At 72.4% G+C, this 17,219-nt stretch carries 19 protein-coding genes; 12 read left to right on the plus strand and 7 right to left on the minus strand.

Annotated elements, in window-relative coordinates; genetic code table 11:
- Position 1 precedes the first annotated feature (1 nt).
- From fdhD to K336_RS14585, 3 genes are all read left to right on the plus strand, one after another.
- A complete protein-coding gene (fdhD, locus tag K336_RS0105090; RefSeq protein ID WP_028706460.1) occupies positions 2-850 on the plus strand; it encodes a formate dehydrogenase accessory sulfurtransferase FdhD in 849 nt (282 codons plus the stop codon).
- 307 nt (positions 851-1,157) lie between these two features.
- Positions 1,158-3,572, plus strand: a complete 2,415-nt coding sequence (locus K336_RS14580) for a carbon starvation CstA family protein (RefSeq protein ID WP_051245431.1) — start codon at positions 1,158-1,160, stop codon at positions 3,570-3,572.
- Positions 3,569-3,811: a CstA-like transporter-associated (seleno)protein gene (locus tag K336_RS14585; protein ID WP_021797490.1), complete on the plus strand. Its 243-nt coding sequence runs from the start codon at positions 3,569-3,571 to the stop codon at positions 3,809-3,811. The genes K336_RS14580 and K336_RS14585 overlap by 4 nt, the downstream gene beginning before the upstream one ends.
- A gap of 75 nt (positions 3,812-3,886) precedes the next feature.
- Here the strand turns inward: K336_RS14585 and truB are convergent, their stop codons facing one another.
- The 4 genes from truB to K336_RS0105125 form a co-directional block, all read right to left on the minus strand.
- Positions 3,887-4,804 (minus strand): tRNA pseudouridine(55) synthase TruB, encoded by a 918-nt coding sequence (gene truB / locus K336_RS0105110; protein ID WP_028706461.1) that lies wholly within the window; start codon positions 4,802-4,804, stop codon positions 3,887-3,889.
- Positions 4,801-5,223, minus strand: a complete 423-nt coding sequence (rbfA, locus tag K336_RS0105115) for a 30S ribosome-binding factor RbfA (RefSeq protein ID WP_021797494.1) — start codon at positions 5,221-5,223, stop codon at positions 4,801-4,803. Before rbfA ends, truB begins: the two co-directional genes overlap by 4 nt.
- Positions 5,224-5,225: 2 nt before the next feature.
- Positions 5,226-8,051, minus strand: a complete 2,826-nt coding sequence (infB, locus tag K336_RS0105120) for a translation initiation factor IF-2 (RefSeq protein WP_028706462.1) — start codon at positions 8,049-8,051, stop codon at positions 5,226-5,228.
- A gap of 244 nt (positions 8,052-8,295) precedes the next feature.
- A complete protein-coding gene (locus K336_RS0105125; protein ID WP_021798322.1) occupies positions 8,296-8,541 on the minus strand; it encodes a YlxR family protein in 246 nt (81 codons plus the stop codon).
- Between the two features lie 102 nt (positions 8,542-8,643).
- Here K336_RS0105125 and K336_RS14590 point away from each other — a divergent pair, with 102 nt between their 5' ends.
- The 4 genes from K336_RS14590 (at position 8,644) to K336_RS16875 (ending at position 10,801) form a co-directional block, all read left to right on the plus strand.
- Positions 8,644-9,099: a TetR/AcrR family transcriptional regulator gene (locus K336_RS14590; protein WP_051245427.1), complete on the plus strand. Its 456-nt coding sequence runs from the start codon at positions 8,644-8,646 to the stop codon at positions 9,097-9,099.
- Positions 9,089-9,499, plus strand: coding sequence for a hypothetical protein (locus tag K336_RS16865; protein ID WP_021798326.1), 411 nt, complete (start codon positions 9,089-9,091; stop codon positions 9,497-9,499). Before K336_RS14590 ends, K336_RS16865 begins: the two co-directional genes overlap by 11 nt.
- Positions 9,500-10,142: 643 nt before the next feature.
- Positions 10,143-10,412 carry a hypothetical protein gene (locus K336_RS16870; RefSeq protein WP_028706463.1) on the plus strand — a complete coding sequence of 90 codons (270 nt, stop codon included), beginning with the start codon at positions 10,143-10,145 and terminating at the stop codon, positions 10,410-10,412.
- The gene (locus K336_RS16875) at positions 10,379-10,801 is read left to right on the plus strand and encodes a hypothetical protein (RefSeq protein WP_028706464.1); all 423 of its coding nucleotides are present in this window, start codon (positions 10,379-10,381) and stop codon (positions 10,799-10,801) included. The genes K336_RS16870 and K336_RS16875 overlap by 34 nt, the downstream gene beginning before the upstream one ends.
- Before the next feature lie 119 nt (positions 10,802-10,920).
- On the opposite strand, the gene nusA is transcribed toward K336_RS16875, so the two are convergent.
- Both nusA and rimP read right to left on the minus strand, forming a co-directional pair.
- Positions 10,921-11,913 carry a transcription termination factor NusA gene (gene nusA, locus K336_RS14600; protein WP_043150338.1) on the minus strand — a complete coding sequence of 331 codons (993 nt, stop codon included), beginning with the start codon at positions 11,911-11,913 and terminating at the stop codon, positions 10,921-10,923.
- Between the two features lies 1 nt (position 11,914).
- Positions 11,915-12,388: a ribosome maturation factor RimP gene (gene rimP / locus K336_RS0105155; protein ID WP_021798327.1), complete on the minus strand. Its 474-nt coding sequence runs from the start codon at positions 12,386-12,388 to the stop codon at positions 11,915-11,917.
- Between the two features lie 228 nt (positions 12,389-12,616).
- Here rimP and K336_RS0105160 point away from each other — a divergent pair, with 228 nt between their 5' ends.
- Entirely contained in the window at positions 12,617-13,624 is a 1,008-nt protein-coding gene (locus tag K336_RS0105160; protein WP_028706465.1) for a hypothetical protein, read from the plus strand.
- 11 nt (positions 13,625-13,635) lie between these two features.
- Here the strand turns inward: K336_RS0105160 and K336_RS0105165 are convergent, their stop codons facing one another.
- Complete coding sequence (locus K336_RS0105165) at positions 13,636-15,399, minus strand: proline--tRNA ligase (protein ID WP_028706466.1); 1,764 nt, start codon at positions 15,397-15,399, stop codon at positions 13,636-13,638.
- A 220-nt stretch (positions 15,400-15,619) separates the two neighbouring features.
- On the opposite strand from K336_RS0105165, the gene K336_RS19285 reads away from it, so the two are divergent.
- From K336_RS19285 to K336_RS19300, 4 genes are all read left to right on the plus strand, one after another.
- On the plus strand, positions 15,620-16,081 hold the full coding sequence (locus K336_RS19285; protein ID WP_196807717.1) for a hypothetical protein: 462 nt from the start codon (positions 15,620-15,622) through the stop codon (positions 16,079-16,081).
- A complete protein-coding gene (locus K336_RS19290; protein ID WP_028706467.1) occupies positions 16,082-16,312 on the plus strand; it encodes an Eco57I restriction-modification methylase domain-containing protein in 231 nt (76 codons plus the stop codon). It begins immediately after the preceding gene.
- Positions 16,309-16,704: a hypothetical protein gene (locus K336_RS19295; protein ID WP_211223448.1), complete on the plus strand. Its 396-nt coding sequence runs from the start codon at positions 16,309-16,311 to the stop codon at positions 16,702-16,704. Before K336_RS19290 ends, K336_RS19295 begins: the two co-directional genes overlap by 4 nt.
- A 152-nt stretch (positions 16,705-16,856) precedes the next feature.
- A complete protein-coding gene (locus tag K336_RS19300) occupies positions 16,857-17,210 on the plus strand; it encodes a hypothetical protein (protein ID WP_028706468.1) in 354 nt (117 codons plus the stop codon).
- The last annotated feature ends 9 nt before the right edge of the window (positions 17,211-17,219 follow it).

Here is a 17,219-nt window from a genome sequence, read left to right on the forward strand (position 1 = left end):
CATGGGCCGGGTCACCACGCGGCACCGCGTCGTGCGCCTCGACGGGCGCCACCCCGAGGGCACGACCGCCGTCGACACGCTCGCCGTCGAGGAGCCCCTCGAGATCCGTCTCGGCGCGACGAGCTACGCCACGACGATGCGCACCCCCGGCCACGACCTGGAGCTGGCGCACGGCTTCCTCTCCGCCGAGGGCGTCATCGCCGGTCCGGAGGACGTCGTGAGCGCCCGCTACTGCACGGGCACCGTCGAGGACGAGGAGACCGGGCTGGCGCGCAACACCTACAACGTCCTGCAGATCGCCCTCGCCGACTCCGTCCCGCCGCCGAGGGCCGGCCGCACGACGGTGACCTCGTCCGCCTGCGGCATCTGCGGGACCGACGCGATCGAGGCCCTGCGGCGCGACTCCCGCTTCGACCTGCGCGCCGACCGCACCTCCGTGGCGGCGGGCACGGTCCTCGGGCTGCCCGACGAGCTCCGCCGCGCCCAACGGGCCTTCTCCAGCACCGGCGCCACGCACGCCGCAGCGCTGTTCGGCTCCGACGGCGAGCTGCTCGTGGCCCGCGAGGACATCGGACGGCACAACGCCGTCGACAAGGTGGTCGGCTGGGCGATGCTCTCCGGGCGCCGCCCGGCGACCGGCTGCGTGCTCATGGTCTCGGGGCGCATCGGCTTCGAACTCGCGCAGAAGTCCGTCCTGGCGGGGATCCCCGTCCTGGCGGGCATCTCGGCGCCCACCGCCCTGGCCGTGCGCACCGCCGACGAGACCGGGCTGACACTGGCCGGCTTCGTGCGAGGCGACCGGATGAGCATCTACGCGAACTCCGAGCGGATCCTCCGGAGCAGGCACTGAGGGCATCCTCAGTCCGGCACGCCCGCCCCGTCGTCGTGACCCGGCGTCCCCGCTTGTCATCGGCTCGCTCACGGCGGACGCCGAGTTGTCCGAACCCGGCTCCGACCACTGGTCAGGGAACGGGCCGGGGCCCTAGCATGAGCACCGGGTGCCCGGACCCCGGCGCCGACGACCGCACCGATGCGGCCCGCGGCGCCGGATCCGCCCCCGGTCGGATCGTGGTCGGGATCCGGAGCGCAGGCTCCGTCCCGGCCGACCCGGTCGACCTTCCCTGCAAGCATCCGGACAGATCCAGGTGATCAGTTTCATGGCCGAACAGACATCAGCATCCGCGTTGCCCACCTACACGCCCGAGGAGGAGCGGCGCGTCATCCGCAACTCGAAGGGCGTACCGGTCGGCATCAGACCCGACAGCAGATGGACGCCCCGACGGATCGTCCTGTGGGTCGCCATCACCGCGCTGGGCGTGCTCGGCTGGACGATGCTCGCCGCCGTACGGGGCGAACGGGTCGACACGATCTGGTTCGTCATCACCGCGGTGTGCACCTACGTCATCGCCTACCGCTTCTACGCGCTGTACGTCCAGCGCACGATCATGCGCCCCGACGACACGAACGCGACGCCGTCCGAGCGCATCAACAACGGCAAGGACTTCGACCCGACGAACCGGATCGTCCTCTACGGCCACCACTTCGCCGCCATCGCCGGCGCCGGCCCGCTCGTCGGCCCCGTGCTCGCCGCGCAGATGGGCTACCTCCCGGGCACGCTGTGGATCATCGTCGGCGTCTGCCTGGCAGGGGCCATCCAGGACATGCTCGTCCTGTTCTTCTCGATGCGCCGCGGCGGCCGCTCGCTCGGCCAGATGGCCACCGACGAGATCGGCAAGGTCGGCGGCATCGTCGCAACCGTCATCGTCTTCGTCATGCTCATGATCGTCCTGGCCGTGCTCGCCATGATCTGCGTCAACGCACTGGCCGCCTCCCCATGGGGCGTCTTCTCGGTCGGCTGCACCATCCCGATCGCCATCGCGATGGGCCTGTGGCTGCGCTTCGTCCAGCCCGGCAGGATCACCCAGGTGTCGATCGTCGGCTTCGCCATCCTCATCGGCGTCATCGTCGCGGGGCGTTGGGTCGCCGACTCGGCCTTCGGCCGGGCGCACCTGCACCTGTCCCCCACCGCCCTCGTGTGGGCGATGATCGTCTACGGCTTCTTCGCCGCGGTCCTGCCCGTGTGGATGCTGCTCACCCCGCGCGACTACCTGTCCACCTTCATGAAGGTCGGCACGATCGTCGTCCTGGCCCTCGGCATCCTCATCGTGCGCCCCATCGTCGAGATGCCCGCCGTCACCGAGTTCGCGACGAACACGGCCGGCCCGGTCTTCGCCGGGTCGATCTTCCCGTTCCTGTTCATCACGATCGCCTGCGGCGCCCTGTCCGGCATGCACGCCATGGTCTCCTCGGGCACGAGCCCCAAGATGATCCAGAAGGAGTCGCAGACCCGCATGATCGGCTACGGCGGCATGCTCATGGAGTCCTTCGTGGCCGTCATGGCCATGGCCGCCGCGGTGAGCCTCAACCAGGGCATCTACTTCGGCATGAACACCTCGACGGCCACCGTCGACAAGCTGGCCGGCAGCGCCGTCGTCCAGTCGGCCGGCAACCGCGAGGACATCACCGCCGAGGCCGTGCAGAACCTCGGGGTCACCGACGTCCACGGCGACCGGATCCGCGCGACCTGGGAGACCTGGGACGAGAACGGCAACACGATCACCGTCCACGACGGCGACGCCTACCGGGCCGTCGCCGAGGACGTCGGCGAGACCTCGATCGTCTCGCGCACCGGCGGCGCACCGACCCTGGCCGTGGGCATGGCGCACATCCTCCACCAGGTCGGCGGCGGGCGCACGATGATGGGCTTCTGGTACCACTTCGCGATCATGTTCGAGGCCCTGTTCATCCTCTCGGCGGTCGACGCGGTCACGAGGGTCGCGCGCTTCCAGCTCTCCGATGCCCTGGGCAATGCGATCCCGCGGTTCGCCGATCCCTCCTGGCGGGTCGGCGCATGGATCACCACCGCCATCGTTGTGGCGGCCTGGGGCTCCCTGCTGCTCATGGGCGTCACGGACCCGCGCGGCGGCATCCAGACGCTCTACCCGCTGTTCGGCATCGCCAACCAGCTCATCGCCGCCGTGGCGCTGCTCGTCGTCACCGTCATGGTGGTGCGCAAGGGCTACGCCCGGTACGTGTGGATCCCGATCATCCCGCTCGTCTTCGACACGGTGGTGACCTTCGTCGCGAGCTGGCAGAAGATCTTCTCGCACGACTCGGCGCTGGGCTACTGGCAGCAGTGGCGCGATGCCCGGGCCAAGCTGGCCTCGCTCACCGACGCCGACCAGATCGCCGTCCAGCGGGCCATCGAGCGCAACACCTTCATCCAGGGCACGCTGTCGATCGTCTTCCTCGTGACGGTGGCGTTCGTCATGGCCTGCGGCATCGTCCGCGTCGTCCGGACACTGCGCACCGGCGACCCGAGCACCTCGGAGGACCCGCGCCAGGAGTCGAACTTCTTCGCCCCCTGCACGTTCGTCCCCTCAGCGCTCGACCGCAAGTGCGCCGCCGAGTACGAGGTCGTCGGCGACCCGGCGCTCATCCCGGGCCTCAAGCAGGCCGAACGGGCCGCCCGGCTCCAGACGGCAGGGACCGGGACGGGGGACGGGACATGAGCCGATCCCCCGGCGCGGCCCGTCCACCACTGCCCGGGCCCGCGGGACCCGGGCGCGTCCGGAGGCTGCTGGACCCGGCGCGGGCGCTGTGGCGCGACTTCACCGGCGAGTCGGCGTACGACAGGTACGTGCTACGGCACCGCCTGGAGCATCCCGGGCACGAGCCGATGAGCGAGCGCCGGTTCTGGCGGGCGCGCATCGCCGTCGACGAGGGGAACGTCCAGTCGGGCTGCTGCTGAGCGACCGCGGGGCGGTCCGGGCATGCGGCGGGGCCGCCCCGTTCGCGCGTCCGGCCCCGCCGCCCCGGGCGTCTGTCAGGGGCCGTCCCCGCCGATGAGCACCGCCACCGGGCGGGCCCGACCCGGCCCGTCCGGGCGGTAGAGGGCGACGAGCCGCCCCTGCGGGTCGATGAGGCCGGTGGGCCCGGCGGGCACGTCGATGGGCAGCGCGGCGCCGTGGCCGACGGCGACGCACTGGTCGGCATCGATGTCGAGCACCGGAAGGCTGATCCTGGCCGCATCGGCCATGCTCATGAGCGGCGGCGCGACGGCCTCGGGGTCGTCGGGGTCCGGCAGGGCCCAGGCGTCCTCGATGCGGTGACCGCCGATGCGGGTGCGGCGCAGGGCGGTGAGGTGGCCGCCGACCCCCAGGGCGGAGCCGAGGTCCCGGGCCAGGGCCCGCACGTAGGTGCCCGAGGAGCAGGTGACGACGACGTCGAGATCGGTCAGGCCGTCGTGGCTGCGCCGCCCGAGCACGGTGAACTCGTCGACGGTGACCGGGCGGGCGGCGAGCTCGACCCGCTCGCCGGCGCGCACCCGGGCGTGGGAGCGCCGCCCGTTCACCTTGATGGCCGAGACGGCGCTCGGAACCTGCATGATCGGCCCGCGCAGCGCGGCGACGGCGGCCTCGACGGCCGCGTCGGCCAGGCCGGAGGCGTCGGCGCTCGTGAGGACCTCCCCGGAGGCGTCATCCGTGACGGTCGAGCGCCCCAACCGGATGGTGGCCGTGTAGGACTTGTCGTGCAGGGCCAAGCGGCCGAGCAGACGGGTGGCCCGGTTGACGCCGATGATGAGCACCCCGGTGGCCATCGGGTCGAGCGTGCCGGCATGCCCGACGCGCCGGGTCGCGTAGAGCCGCCGGCAGCGCCCCACCACCTGGTGGGAAGTGAGACCCGCCGGCTTGTCGATGACGATCAGGCCGCTGGGGCCGGTCGACGCCGCCCGGCCGCTCACTCGGCCCCTCCGTCGGCCCGGTAGGGGTCGGCCTCACCGGCGAAGCTGGTGCCCCTGCGGGCCTCGAGCTCGGCGTCGGCCCGACGGACCCGGGCGAGCAGCGCCTCCATGTCGGCGGCGGTCGCGGTGGTCGCGTCGGGCACGAAGGCCAGCGTCGGGACGAAGCGCAGCCCGAGCCGCCTGCCCACGGCCGAGCGCAGCAGGCCCTTCGCCGACTCGAGCGCCGCAGCGGTGGCGGCCAGATCCGCCTCGGCCCCCATCACCGTGTAGAAGACGGTGGCCTCGCGGGCGTCGCCCGTGAGCCGCACGTCGGTGACGGTGACGAAGCCGAGGCGCGGGTCCTTGACGCGCGTCTGGAGCAGCTGCGCGACGATGACCTGAATCCGGTCCTCGAGCCTGGCGATGCGAGGGCTGGGCATCCCTACTTGTCCCTCTCCTTCTCGACCATCTCGTGGGTCTCGATCTGGTCGCCGACGCGGATGTCGGAGTAGCCCAGCGTGAGGCCGCACTCGAAGCCCTCGCGGACCTCGGTGACGTCGTCCTTCTCCCGACGCAGCGAGTTGATCGAGGTCTCGGCGACGACGACGCCGTCGCGCACCAGGCGCGCCGTGGCGTTGCGCCGGATGATGCCGTCGAGCACCATGCAGCCGGCGATGTTGCCCACCTTGGAGGAGTGGAAGATCTCGCGGATCTCGGCCGTGCCGAGCGTCCTCTCCTCGTAGACCGGCTTGAGCATGCCCTTGAGGGCGGCCTCGATCTCGTCGATCGCGTCGTAGATGACCGTGTAGTAGCGCACGTCGACGTTGTCCTGGTCGGCCATGCGGGCGGCCTGGACGGTCGGACGTACGTTGAAGCCGATGATGACGGCGTGCGGCTCGGACGCGGCCGCCAGCGTGACATTGGTCTCGGTGATGGCGCCGACGCCGCGGTCGATGACGCGCAGGTCGACCTCGTTGCCCACGTCGATCTGGCTGAGCGAGTCCTCCAGCGCCTCGACCGAGCCGGCCGAATCGCCCTTGAGGATGAGCAGCAGCTCGTTGGTCTCGCCCTTCTCCATCTGCTCGAACAGCTCGTCGAGCGTGCGACGGCGGCTCGACGCGGCCTGCTGGGCGGCGCGGATGCGGGCCTCGCGCTTCTCGGCGATCTGGCGGGCCATGCGGTCGTCCTCGACGACCAGGAAGTTGTCGCCGGCGCCGGGGACGCTGGTCAGGCCGAGCACCTGGACCGGCATCGATGGCGTGGCCTCGTCGACCTGCTCGCCGTGGTCGTTGACGAGGGCGCGCACGCGGCCGTAGGCCGAGCCCGCGACGATCGAGTCCCCCTTGCGCAGGGTGCCGCGCTGGACCAGGGCGGTGGCCACGGGACCGCGGCCCTTGTCGAGGTGGGCCTCGATGGCGACGCCCTGGGCGTCCATGTCGGGATTGGCCCGCAGGTCCAGGGCGGCGTCGGCGGTGAGGACGATGGCCTGCAGCAGGTCGTCCAGGCCCTGACCGGTGACGGCCGAGACGTCGACGAACATGGTGTCGCCGCCGTACTCCTCGGGGACCAGCTCGAACTCGGTCAGCTGACCGCGCACCTTGGTGGGGTCGGCGCCGGGCTTGTCGATCTTGTTCACCGCGACGACGATCGGCACATCGGCGGCCTTCGCGTGGTTGAGGGCCTCGATGGTCTGGGGCATGACGCCGTCATCGGCCGCGACGACGAGCACCGCGATGTCGGTGGACTTGGCGCCGCGGGCCCGCATGGCGGTGAAGGCCTCGTGACCGGGGGTGTCGATGAAGGTGATCGGACGGTCCTCGCCGTCGACCTCCGCCTGCACCTGGTAGGCGCCGATCGACTGGGTGATGCCGCCGGCCTCGCCCTCGACGACGTGCGTGTGGCGCAGCGCGTCGAGCAGCTTCGTCTTGCCGTGGTCGACGTGGCCCATGACGGTGACGACCGGGGGGCGCGGGGCGAGGTCGGACTCGTCGCCTTCGTCCTCGCCGAACTCCAGGTCGAAGCTCTCCAGGAGCTCGCGGTCCTCGTCCTCGGGCGAGACCACGTCGATGGTGTAGTTCAGCTCGGCGCCGAGGACCTCGAGGGTCTCGTCGGGGACCGACTGGGTGGCCGTGATCATCTCGCCCAGATTGAACAGGACCTGCACGAGGGCGGCCGGATCGGCGCCGATCTTCTCGGCGAGATCGGTCAACGAGGAGCCGCGGCGCAGCCGAACGGTCTCGCCATTGCCCTGCTTGATGCGCACGCCGCCGATCGTCGGCGCCTGCATCTCGTCGAACTCCTGCCTGCGCTGCTTGCGGCTCTTGCGACCGCGGCGGTTCCCGCCGCCGCGCCCGAAGGCGCCCTGCGTGCCGGAGCCGCCACGGCCGCCACGGCCGCCGCGACCGCCGCCGAGGGGCACGCCCATGCCGGGGCCGCCGCGGAAGCCGCCGCCACCGCGGCCGGGGCCGCCGCTGCCGCGCCCGCGACCGCCGCCGCGGGTGGAGCGTGAGCCGGCCGGGGCCAGCTGGGAGTTGTGACGCTTGGGCATCATCGCCGGGTTGGGGCGGGGCAGACCGCCGGTGGCGCCGGGACGGGGCGCGTGCGGCCGGGCGCCCTCGGCGGAACGGCCCTGGCCGCGGCGCTGCTGACCCATCCCCTGGGACTGGCTGAACGGGTTGTTCCCGGGACGCGGGGCACCGCCGCGGCGGCCGCCGCGACCGGTGGGCAGGCCGCCGGTCGCCCCCGCGCGGGAACCCCCGGGGCGCGGGCCGGGACGGGCGCCGGAGCCCCGACCGGGACGCGGCGCGGGGGCGGCCGGGCGCGGGCCGGGGGTCGGGCGGGCGCCGGAACGGGCCGGGGCGCCGGGGCGCGGAGCCGGACCGGAGGCGGGCGCCGACGGCGAGGCGGAGCCCTGGGCCCTGCCGCCAGGACGCGGGCGGGCGCCCGGCTTGGGGGCGCCGGAGGGCGCGGCCGGCTTCGGGGCGCCGGGACGGGCCGCAGGACGCGCGGCGGGTGCGGACGAGCCCACCGTCGGCGCGGACGAGCGCGCGGGCCGGGCCTCCGCGGCCGGCTTGGCGGCGGACGACGAATCGCCATCGCCCCCCGTGCGCTCGGACCGGACCTTCTCGGTCACCCTGCGCACCACGGGGGCTTCAATGGTCGACGAGGCGGACCGGACGAACTCGCCCATGTCCTTCAGCTTCGCCAGAAGTTCTTTGCTTTCGAGTCCGAGCTCCTTGGCGAGCTCGTAGACGCGGACCTTGGCCACTACTCTCCTTCAGGTCCGGGCGTCCGCCAGGACCGGTTAGTCGTCGGTTGTGCTCATTGCTGCGTACTCATCGAGTGGTCATGAGCGTTAGCCCACTTTCTGAAGATCACTGGGAACACACCGCACCTCACGGCACGAATGAACGCGCGCCGCAATGGCGCGCACGAATCAGTCTACTCCGCGGCACCCCTCGCAGACCAACCGGTGACGGGCGTCGACGACCGCGCGGACGCCGTCCGCGGCGCTACTCGAACGGAGGCCGGTCGATCTCGTCGGGGCGCACGGGGGCGCGCAGGGCGCGGGCGAATCCTCCGCGCAGCGCCCCGTCCCAGCACCGGCGGTCCGGATGCACCCAGACGCCCCGCCCGGGCGCACCACCGGCCTCGTCGAGCACCAGCCCCCGGTCGGTGCGCACGTACCGGCGCAGCGCGGACCGCTCGTCGGTGCGGCGGCAGCCGACGCAGGTGCGGATCGGACGGGAGGCGCTCACCCGGTCAGGATAGCCGGGGCCGCCGCCGGGCCCCGCCCGGAGTCGACCCGTCCCCCATCAACCCACTGCTTCGGCGGCAAGGAGGGCCTGTTCCGGCAGGCGATGGAGATCCCCGTCGAGCCGCAGGAGGTCCTCGCCCGCTTCGAGGCGATCGGCACGGCCGACGAACTGCCCGAGGTGATCGTGAGGGCCTTCGTCGACATCTGGGAGAGCCCGCGCAGCGGGCCCCAGATGAGGGCCCTCCTGCGCCGCGCCCTCGAGGACCCCGAGCGCTTCGGCGCCCTGGTCGACTTCCTCTCGACGGCGGCCGTCGAACCCGTCTCGGCGCGCCTCGAGGGCCTCTCCCCCCAGCAGGCCCGGCTGCGCCTGACCCTCGTCGCCTCGCACCTGCTGGGCACGGTCGTCATCCGCGGGCTCATGGGTGTGGAGCCGCCGGCGGGTCTGGACGCCGAACGACTCGTCGAGCTGCCCGAGCCGGCCATCCGGGCCGACCTGGCGCTCGGCGCCCCACCGAAGGACGGTCACCGGGCCCGTCCGGAGGACGACCATGGGCGCTGACACGGTGATCCTCGCACGCGGGCTGGTCAAGCGGTTCGGAGCCACCATCGCCCTCGCCGGCCCCGACCTGGCGGTCGGGGCCGGGGGTGCGGCCGCTGCTCGTGATGACGCTGCGCCGGGACGTCCGGGGCACCGCGCCCTGGATCGTCCTCGTCGGCACCCCGTCGGCGAGCTCGGCCGCCGCCCGCCGGTGGTCTTACCGACTGCCGAGGACCGCGCGGCGCTGGCCGTGGCCATGTCCTCCGATCCGGCGATCGACCTGGTCCTCGGGCCGGCCCGTGACCTGATGACCGTCGACGGCTCCACCGCCTGGCGGTCCGGGACGCTCGGCTCCCTGCTGTCCGGTCTCATGGCGGTCCTGCTCGTCGCGCGCGACACCCGCGAGGATGAGCGAGGATGAGACTGCAGGCGCGCCGAGCCCGTCGCCTCGGGCGTCATCGGCCGTCGGAGCCGGCTGCTCGTGCCGATTGTCCTGCTGGTTGTCCTGCTGGTCCTGTTCGCGACCGCGCTCGGCACGTTCTGCTTCGCGCTCACCCGCGCGTTCGGCGGCGGGGCCGTCCCGACGCTCGTCCCGGCGGCGACCTTCGCGGTCTCCGCGCTGGTCTTCGGCGCGCTCACCGCCCAGTTCGGCGCGGACGCGCACGCCGCCGGATCCCGCGCGTTCGGCGGCCCGGGCGCTCTACGTCGTCCGGGGCTGCCTCGACGCGAACGACGCGCCAGACCGGACGCAGTGGCTCACCCCGTTCGGCCGGTTCGAGCGGACCGGTCCGGCCGTCGAGAACGACCCGCTGCCGCTGCTCGCGGCGCTCGGGCTGACGGCCGCGCTGCTCGTCGCGGCCCTGGCCGCCGCCGAGCACCGGGACCTCAGCGGCGGCATCGTCCCTCCCCGACCGGTCCCGCCCACGCGCCGCACTGGGCCGTCCTGGCCCTGACCTGGCGCCTCCACAGCGCGCTGGGCCGGTGGGGCGCCGCCTTCGCCGTGCTCGACCTCACCATGGGCTCGCCGGGCACCTCGGTCGGCTCGATCCTGACCGGACGACCCGGTGGTCTCCGCCCTCCTCGTCTCCGGCCGGATGGACGAGGACGAGCTGTCGTCCGCGTTCATCGTCACGACTGGGCAGCTGCTGGACGTCGTCGCCGCGGTCCTGGGGACGCAGATCGTCATGCGCGTCCGCGCCGAGGAGCTCGACCGCCGCGCGGAACCGCTGCTGGCCGGCCCGCTGCGCCGCGACCGCTACCTCGCGCCGTCCTCGTGGCGCTCGGCTCGTCCGGAGGCGCGATGCTCGTCGCCGACGCCGGCATCGGCCTGGTGAACGCGCTCGGGGGCACGGCCATCACGTTCGGCGAGACCCTGGAACAGGCCGCCTGCACGGTCCCGGCCGTCTGGCTGCTCGTCGGGCTCGCGACGGCGGTCGTCGCCACGCGTCCGACGCTGCGCCCCCTCGGAGGGGCGGGCATCGTGGCGACCTTCGGCATCACCCTGCTGGGCCCGACGTTCAGGTTCCCGGACCAAGCGATGTCGATCAGCCCCATAGGCCACGTACCGAACATCACCGCGGACGACGCCCCGTGGACCGGGCTCCTCGTCGTCGGCGGCATCGCGATGGCCCCTGCTCGCAGTCGGCTTCGTCGGTTTCGAGCGACGCGACGTGCGATGAGACCCCTGGGCGGCGCGACGGGCGCCGCCCAGGGGGTTAAGTGAAGCGGCTGGGATCCCCACCCCCTGGGATCCCAGCCTTCGGTGCGAGAGCGGGAGGATGATTCACCCCTCAACCGGTCACTCGCGACCTATTAGAAACCTACCACACCGATATGCCCGGGTCAACTGGCTGTTACAGAGGGTGAATCGGGGGTGATATCGGGCTTGATGTCGATCCTCCAGCCGGTGAGGCGCGCGGCGAGCCGGACGTTCTGCCCCTCCCTGCCGATCGCCAGGGAGAGCTGGTAGTCCGGCACGATGACGCGCACCGTGCGGGCCGCCCGGTCGATGATCTGGACGGTGACCGCCTTGGCGGGGCTCAGCGAGTTGCCGACGTACACGGCGGGGTCCTCGGACCAGTCGACGATGTCGATCTTCTCCTCGTTCAGCTCGTGCATGACGGCGCGCACCCGCTGGCCCATCGGACCGATGCAGGCGCCCTTGGCCGAGACGTCGGGGTTGTGCGAGACGACCGCGATCTTCGAGCGGTGGCCGGCCTCCCGGGCGATGCCCATGATCTCCACGACGCCCTGCTCGACCTCGGGGACCTCGAGCTCGAAGAGCTTCTTCACGAGGTTCGGGTGGGTGCGGCTGACCATGACCCGGGGTCCGCGGGCCTCCATGCGCACGCTCACGACGTAAATGCGCAGGCGTTTGCCGTGCTCGTAGTTCTCGCCGGGGGTCTGCTCGGCCAGCGGCATGAAGCCCTCGGTCTCGCCCAGGTCCACGCGCACGGTCCTGCTGCCGCCGTCCTTCTGGACGACGCCGGTGAGGATGTCGCCCTCGGAGGCGCTGAACTTGCCGTACGTGCGCTCGTCCTCGGCCTCGCGCAGCCGCTGGAAGATCACCTGGCGGGCGGTCGAGGCGGCGACCCGGCCGAAGTCGGCGGGGGTGTCGTCGTATTCGCCGACGACCTCACCGGCCTCGTCGCGCTCGGGGACCATGACCGAGGCCCTGCCGGAGCGACGGTCGAGCACGACCCGAGCGCCCGGCTTGGGGCTGCCGGTCTTCGTGTAGGCGTTGTAGAGCGCGTCCTCGATGGCGCGCACCAAGTAGTCGAAGGAGATGTCCTTCTCGTTGCCGATGGCCCTCAGGGCCGTCATGTCCACGTCCATCTCAGACCTCCTCGTCCCTGCGGTTCAGCTCGACCTGGACCACGGCGCGGCGCACCGCGTCGAAGCCGAGGCGCCGACGACGCCCGTCGACGTCGAGTTCGGCGCCGGTGTCGTCGACGGCGCGGATCCGCCCGACGAAGCGCTCGCCCTCGACGGGGGTGATCCGGACCAGGCGGGAGACGTTGCGGCGCCAGTGCGCCGGGCGCTCGAGCGGCGCGGACACGCCGCGGGAGCCGACCTCGAGCGTGTAGGGATGCTCACCGATGGCGTCGGAGTCGTCGAGCGCGGCCGAGATGGCGCGCGTGGCCTCGGCGATGTCGTCGATGGTGGGACCGCGGCCGTCGGGACCGTCCCCGTCGAGCGCGATGCGCAGGACGCTGCGCCTGCCGGCGTTCACCACGGTGAGATCGTCCAATTCGAGTCCGTGCGCGGCCACGATGGGCTCGAGCACGGCTACCAACGCTGATTCGTTCACAGGCCGGCCCTCATCCTCTTGTCGGTTCGGTTGTGCCTTCCAGCATAGCCGGGCCCGCCCGTCCGCAGACCCGACGACGAGGGCCGGCGGACGGGGCGGGAGGGGCCGTCGCGGGCATGGGCGGGGGTGCTCCAGAGACGGGGATGCCCCAGAGGCCCGGCAGGTGGACGTCCAGGGGGCGGGGCGCGGCCCCGGGGCCGGACGGGCGCCCGCACTAGGGTGTGGGGCATGGTCTCCCGCAGGATGATTCTGGCCGTCCCGGCCCTCGGCGCGCTCGCGGCCTGCGCGCCCTCGCCCGTCGTGTCGGCCGGGTCCTCGGCGGCGTCGCACACCCTGGCGCCCGACGACCCCCGGCGCGTCGGGGCCGGCGTCGAGGCCGGCCTGGGCGCATTCGTCGAGGCCCGCCGCGCCGACGCGGCCGCCGACGAGGACGCCGGGCTCGCCGCGTGGTACGAGGCGGCGGCGGCCGCGCACTCCTCGCACGTCCGGGTGCTCCTGCAGGCCGACCCGTTGGGCGGCACGCGCGCCGACCCCTCCCCGATCGCCGAGCCGTCGACGCCGGCCCCCTCCCCCGAGCCCTCCGGCGCCCTCGCGCAGGCCTACCGCGACGCGGAGGCCTCGCACCGTGCGGCGGCGTCCGGCGAGCAGGACTCCTCGATGCGCATGCTCTGGTGCTCGCTGGCGGTCTTCGCCGGCCGCGCGGCGGTGGCGCTGGGCGGTCCTGACCCCTTCCCCGCGCCCGTCGCCGGGCGGGCCGTCCCGGTGCACGTCGAGCCCGGCACCGCCCTGGACTCCGCCGACGCGCTCGTGAGCCGCCTCGACGCCCTGCGCTACGGGCTGGAGACGATGATCGGCCGCTCGGGCGGCACCCGTGCCGACATGTCGGCGCGCCGCGACGAGGTCGAGGCCCTGCGCGTCGAGGCGGCCGAGCGGATCGCCGCGGCGGGCGGGCGGACGGCCGGCCCCGAACTGGAGTACGAGCTGGGCGGCGATCCCGACGACGAGGACTCGCGCGACGGGATCTGGGCCGGCCTGGAGGACGCCGTGCTCGCCGGCTGGCTGCGCCTGGCCGCCGCCACCCCCGGCGCGGGCGAGTCGGCGGGCCCCTCCGGCACCGGCTCGCCCGGCGCGGGCCTCCCCTACGGGCTGGACGAGATCCTCGACCGGGCCGTCGCGCAGGCCGGTCAGGCGCCGGCCCGGGGACTCGGCACCTGCTGGTGGCCCGGCTGGGTGTGAACGGCCGCGTCTCACCCGCCGCGGACGACGGCGAGCACCTGCTCGACGGCCTCGTCCGCCCCGACCTCGCGCCGGGAGCCGCTGGCGCGGTCGCGCAGCTCGACGACGCCGTCGACCAGGCCGCGGCCGACGACCACGAGGGTGGGCATGCCGAGCAGCTCGGCGTCGTTGAACTTCACGCCCGGGCTCGCCTTGCGGTCGTCGAGCAGGACGGGCACGCCGGCAGCGTCGAGGGCCTCGGCGATCCCGGTCGCCCTGTCGATGATCTCGGCGCCCCTGCCCGTGGCGAGCACCTGCACCTGGAACGGCGCGACCTCGCGCGGCCAGCACAGGCCCTTCTCGTCGCAGGCGGCCTCGGCGATCATGCCGACGGCCCGGGTGACGCCGATGCCGTAGGAGCCCATGGTGACGGTGACGAGCCGGCCGTTGCGGTCGAGGACCTTCAGTCCGAGGGCCTCGGCGTACTTGCGGCCGAGCTGGAAGATGTGGCCCATCTCGACGCCGCGGGCCAGGCTCAGCGGGCCCGAGCCGTCGGGGGCCGGGTCGCCCTCGCGGATCTCGGCGACGTCGCCGACGCCGTCGGCGGTGAAGTCGCGCCCGGCGACCAGCCCGATGACGTGCCGGAAGCGCTCGTTTGCGCCGGTCGCCCAGCTGGTGCCGGGCACGACCCGGGGGTCGAGCAGGTAGCGCACCCCGGCGGGGGCCTCGGCGCCGAGGAACTGGGCGCCGTCGCGAGCCGGACCGATGTAGCCCTTGACGAGCTGCGGGTACCTCTCGAAGTCCTCGTCGGTGAAGTCGTCGACCTCGGCGGGCTGGACGGCCACCGCGAGGCGCTTGGGGTCGACGGCGCGGTCGCCCGGCAGGCCGATGACGACCGGCTCGCGGGTGCCGTCGGGGGTCACGGTCATGAAGACGACGTTCTTGAGGGTGTCCGCGGCGGTCCAGGGGCGGTCGGGCCGGGGGTGGGCGCTGTTGAGCAGCTCGACGAGCGTGTCGATGGTCGGCACGTCGGGCGTGTCGACGACCCGCGCCGCGGGGGCGTCCTCGCACGGCACCGGCTCGGGCGCCGGCACGGCGACGGCCTCGACGTTGGCGGCGTAGCCGCCCGGGGAGCGCACGAAGGTGTCCTCGCCGTTCTCGGCGACGGCCAGGAACTCCTCCGAGGCCGAGCCGCCCATGGCGCCGGCGTTCGCCCTCACGATGACGTAGTCGAGGCCGAGGCGGTCGAAGATGCGGATGTAGGCCCCGCGGTGCCTCAGGTAGCTGGCGTCCAGGCCCTCGTCGTCGACGTCGAAGGAGTAGGAGTCCTTCATGACGAACTCTCGCCCGCGCAGCACGCCGGCGCGCGGCCGGGCCTCGTCGCGGTACTTGTTCTGGATCTGGTACAACGTGACCGGGAGGTCCTTGTAGGAGGAGTAGAGGTCCTTGACCATGAGGGTGAACATCTCCTCATGGGTGGGCCCGAGGAGCATGTCGGCCCCCCGGCGGTCGACCAGCCGGAAGAGGTTCGGGCCGTACTCGGTCCAGCGGCCGGTGGTCTCGTAGGGCTCGCGCGGCAGCAGGACCGGCAGGCGGACCTCCTGAGCACCGATGGCGTCCATCTCCTCGCGAACGATGGCCTCGACCCGTGACAGGACCCGCAGGCCGAGCGGCAGCCAGGCGTAGACGCCGGGGGCGACGCGGCGGATGTACCCGGCCCGGACGAGGAAGCGGTGGCTGGGGATCTCCGCGTCCGCCGGGTCATCGCGCAGCGTGCGGACGAAGAGCTTGCTCATTCGGGTGATCACGGGTCCTGGGGCCTTTCTCGAAGCGGTGCCGTGCCAATCCTAGTGCCGGACGGGCGAGGCGCCCCGCAGGTCGTCTGCCGGCGCCGGTCGGATCGAATGCACCCGGGGGATCCGAATGGTTCGGCGCCTCGGACACGGGAGCGCACCGGATGTCGGTGCATGGCGGTAATGCGACCGTCACGTGAGAAGCTCTGCCCGGAGGTGCATGATGACGATCACAACCACCGGCGAGGTCTCCACCCGTCGTCGGGTTGTCGATCTCACCCTGGACTTGGCCGGCTGCACCGGTGATGTCCCGACCCTTCGCGTCGTGGAACCGAGCATCGGGTCCGGCGCGTTCGTGGGCCCGATGGTGAGGCGGCTCGCGATGAGCGGGGCACGCTGGGAATCCATGTTCGACGCGTTGCGCGGCTACGACCTGCGCACCGAGCACGTCATGACCTGTCGGAAACTCGCCGCAGCGATCCTGACCAGTGCAGGCTGCCCGATGGCCGTTGAATTAGCCGCCGCTTGGTTCCACACAGGGGATTTTCTCCTCGGCGACGTCCCGACCGCTGATCTTGCGATAGGCGATCCCCCATGCATCCGGGTGGGGAACCTCGATCCGGCACTGCTCGCGACCTACCGTCGAAAATGCCCTACCATGGGTGGAGAAAATGCCCTACCATGAGTGGCTGAGCTGACCCTCGTCGGTTTCTTCGAACGCGTCCCCGCCCTCCTCAGGCCCGATGGTCGACTGCTGTTCATCTGCGCAGACCGGTGGATGCGCAGTGGTTACGGAAAGGGGCTGCGCGCGAAGATTGTGCGCGATTTCAGCGTCGATGACGTCCTCGTCATGCATGACGCAGACGCGTTCGACGACAGAGTCAGCGCCTATCCCGCGCCTATCCCGCGATCGTGAACATCCACCGCGGCGCGCAGGGCACGGTGCGCCTCGCGACCGCGTCCGAGCATTTCGGAGGGGATGCCGCCCGCGACCACCTCGCATGGCGAGCCACTCCCACCGACGGATACCGCAACCTCGATGCCACCACCGCCCGTATGGATCACTGTCATACCACCAGTGGCATATGGCCTGATGGCACACCAGAGGAGCTCGCCTGGCCCACCAAGCTCGACACCATGCCCCAGATCGAGCAGGCAGGCGTCACACCGGGCATCGGGATCGCCACGGGTGCCGACACGGTCTGCATTCAACGACAGGCCACTGTGGAACCGGACCGCATGATTCCCATGGCCACTCCCGACGCGGTCAGGGGCCCTGGTTCGAGTGGACCGGTGAACACCTTGTGAGCCCATGGGCGGGCCGCGCTCTTGTCCCGATCGACGAGTATCCGCTGCTGCGCCGTTTCTACGAGGCGCACCGTGACCAGCCGATGTCACGGAACGTCGCGAAAAGATCCACACACTGGTGGCGGACGACCGACTCATCCAACCCCTCTCTCATGGAGCAGGACCTGCTGGTGGTGCAGGACATGAAACTCCATGCCCATCCAGTCCGCGTCCCGAGGGGGTTCTACCCGCACCACGGTCTGACATGGTTCATCAGCACTGAGTGGGACTTGGATGCACTCGGCGGCCTCCTCATGTCAGTGCCCATCGGGAAGCAGGTCGCGGCGCACTGCGTCCGGATGCGCGGCGGGACCCTGAGATTCCAGCCCACTGTGCTGCGCACGGTGCACATCCCAGCCCCCGATCAGGTCCCGGCTGAAGCCTCCTCCGAGCTCGCAGCCGCGTTCCGCCTCCATGATCGGAAGCGCGCGAACGCCGCTGCCTGGAAACTGTTCCCGACCTTGTGAGTCTCCACC

It is taken from the genome of Propionibacterium acidifaciens DSM 21887 (assembly GCF_000426605.1).
GTDB lineage: Bacteria > Actinomycetota > Actinomycetes > Propionibacteriales > Propionibacteriaceae > Propionibacterium > Propionibacterium acidifaciens.

Coding starts and splice junctions, on each gene's coding strand:
- K336_RS19285 (WP_196807717.1), top strand. CDS start 15,620: ATGACGATCACAACCACCGGCGAGGTCTCCACCCGTCGTCGGGTTGTC.
- K336_RS0105165 (WP_028706466.1), bottom strand. CDS start 15,399: ATGAGCAAGCTCTTCGTCCGCACGCTGCGCGATGACCCGGCGGACGCG.
- K336_RS14580 (WP_051245431.1), top strand. CDS start 1,158: ATGGCCGAACAGACATCAGCATCCGCGTTGCCCACCTACACGCCCGAG.
- nusA (WP_043150338.1), bottom strand. CDS start 11,913: ATGGACGTGGACATGACGGCCCTGAGGGCCATCGGCAACGAGAAGGAC.
- K336_RS0105160 (WP_028706465.1), top strand. CDS start 12,617: ATGGTCTCCCGCAGGATGATTCTGGCCGTCCCGGCCCTCGGCGCGCTC.
- K336_RS14590 (WP_051245427.1), top strand. CDS start 8,644: ATGGAGATCCCCGTCGAGCCGCAGGAGGTCCTCGCCCGCTTCGAGGCG.
- K336_RS14585 (WP_021797490.1), top strand. CDS start 3,569: ATGAGCCGATCCCCCGGCGCGGCCCGTCCACCACTGCCCGGGCCCGCG.
- K336_RS19300 (WP_028706468.1), top strand. CDS start 16,857: ATGGAGCAGGACCTGCTGGTGGTGCAGGACATGAAACTCCATGCCCAT.
- K336_RS16865 (WP_021798326.1), top strand. CDS start 9,089: ATGGGCGCTGACACGGTGATCCTCGCACGCGGGCTGGTCAAGCGGTTC.
- K336_RS16875 (WP_028706464.1), top strand. CDS start 10,379: ATGCTCGTCGCCGACGCCGGCATCGGCCTGGTGAACGCGCTCGGGGGC.
- fdhD (WP_028706460.1), top strand. CDS start 2: ATGGGCCGGGTCACCACGCGGCACCGCGTCGTGCGCCTCGACGGGCGC.
- rbfA (WP_021797494.1), bottom strand. CDS start 5,223: ATGCCCAGCCCTCGCATCGCCAGGCTCGAGGACCGGATTCAGGTCATC.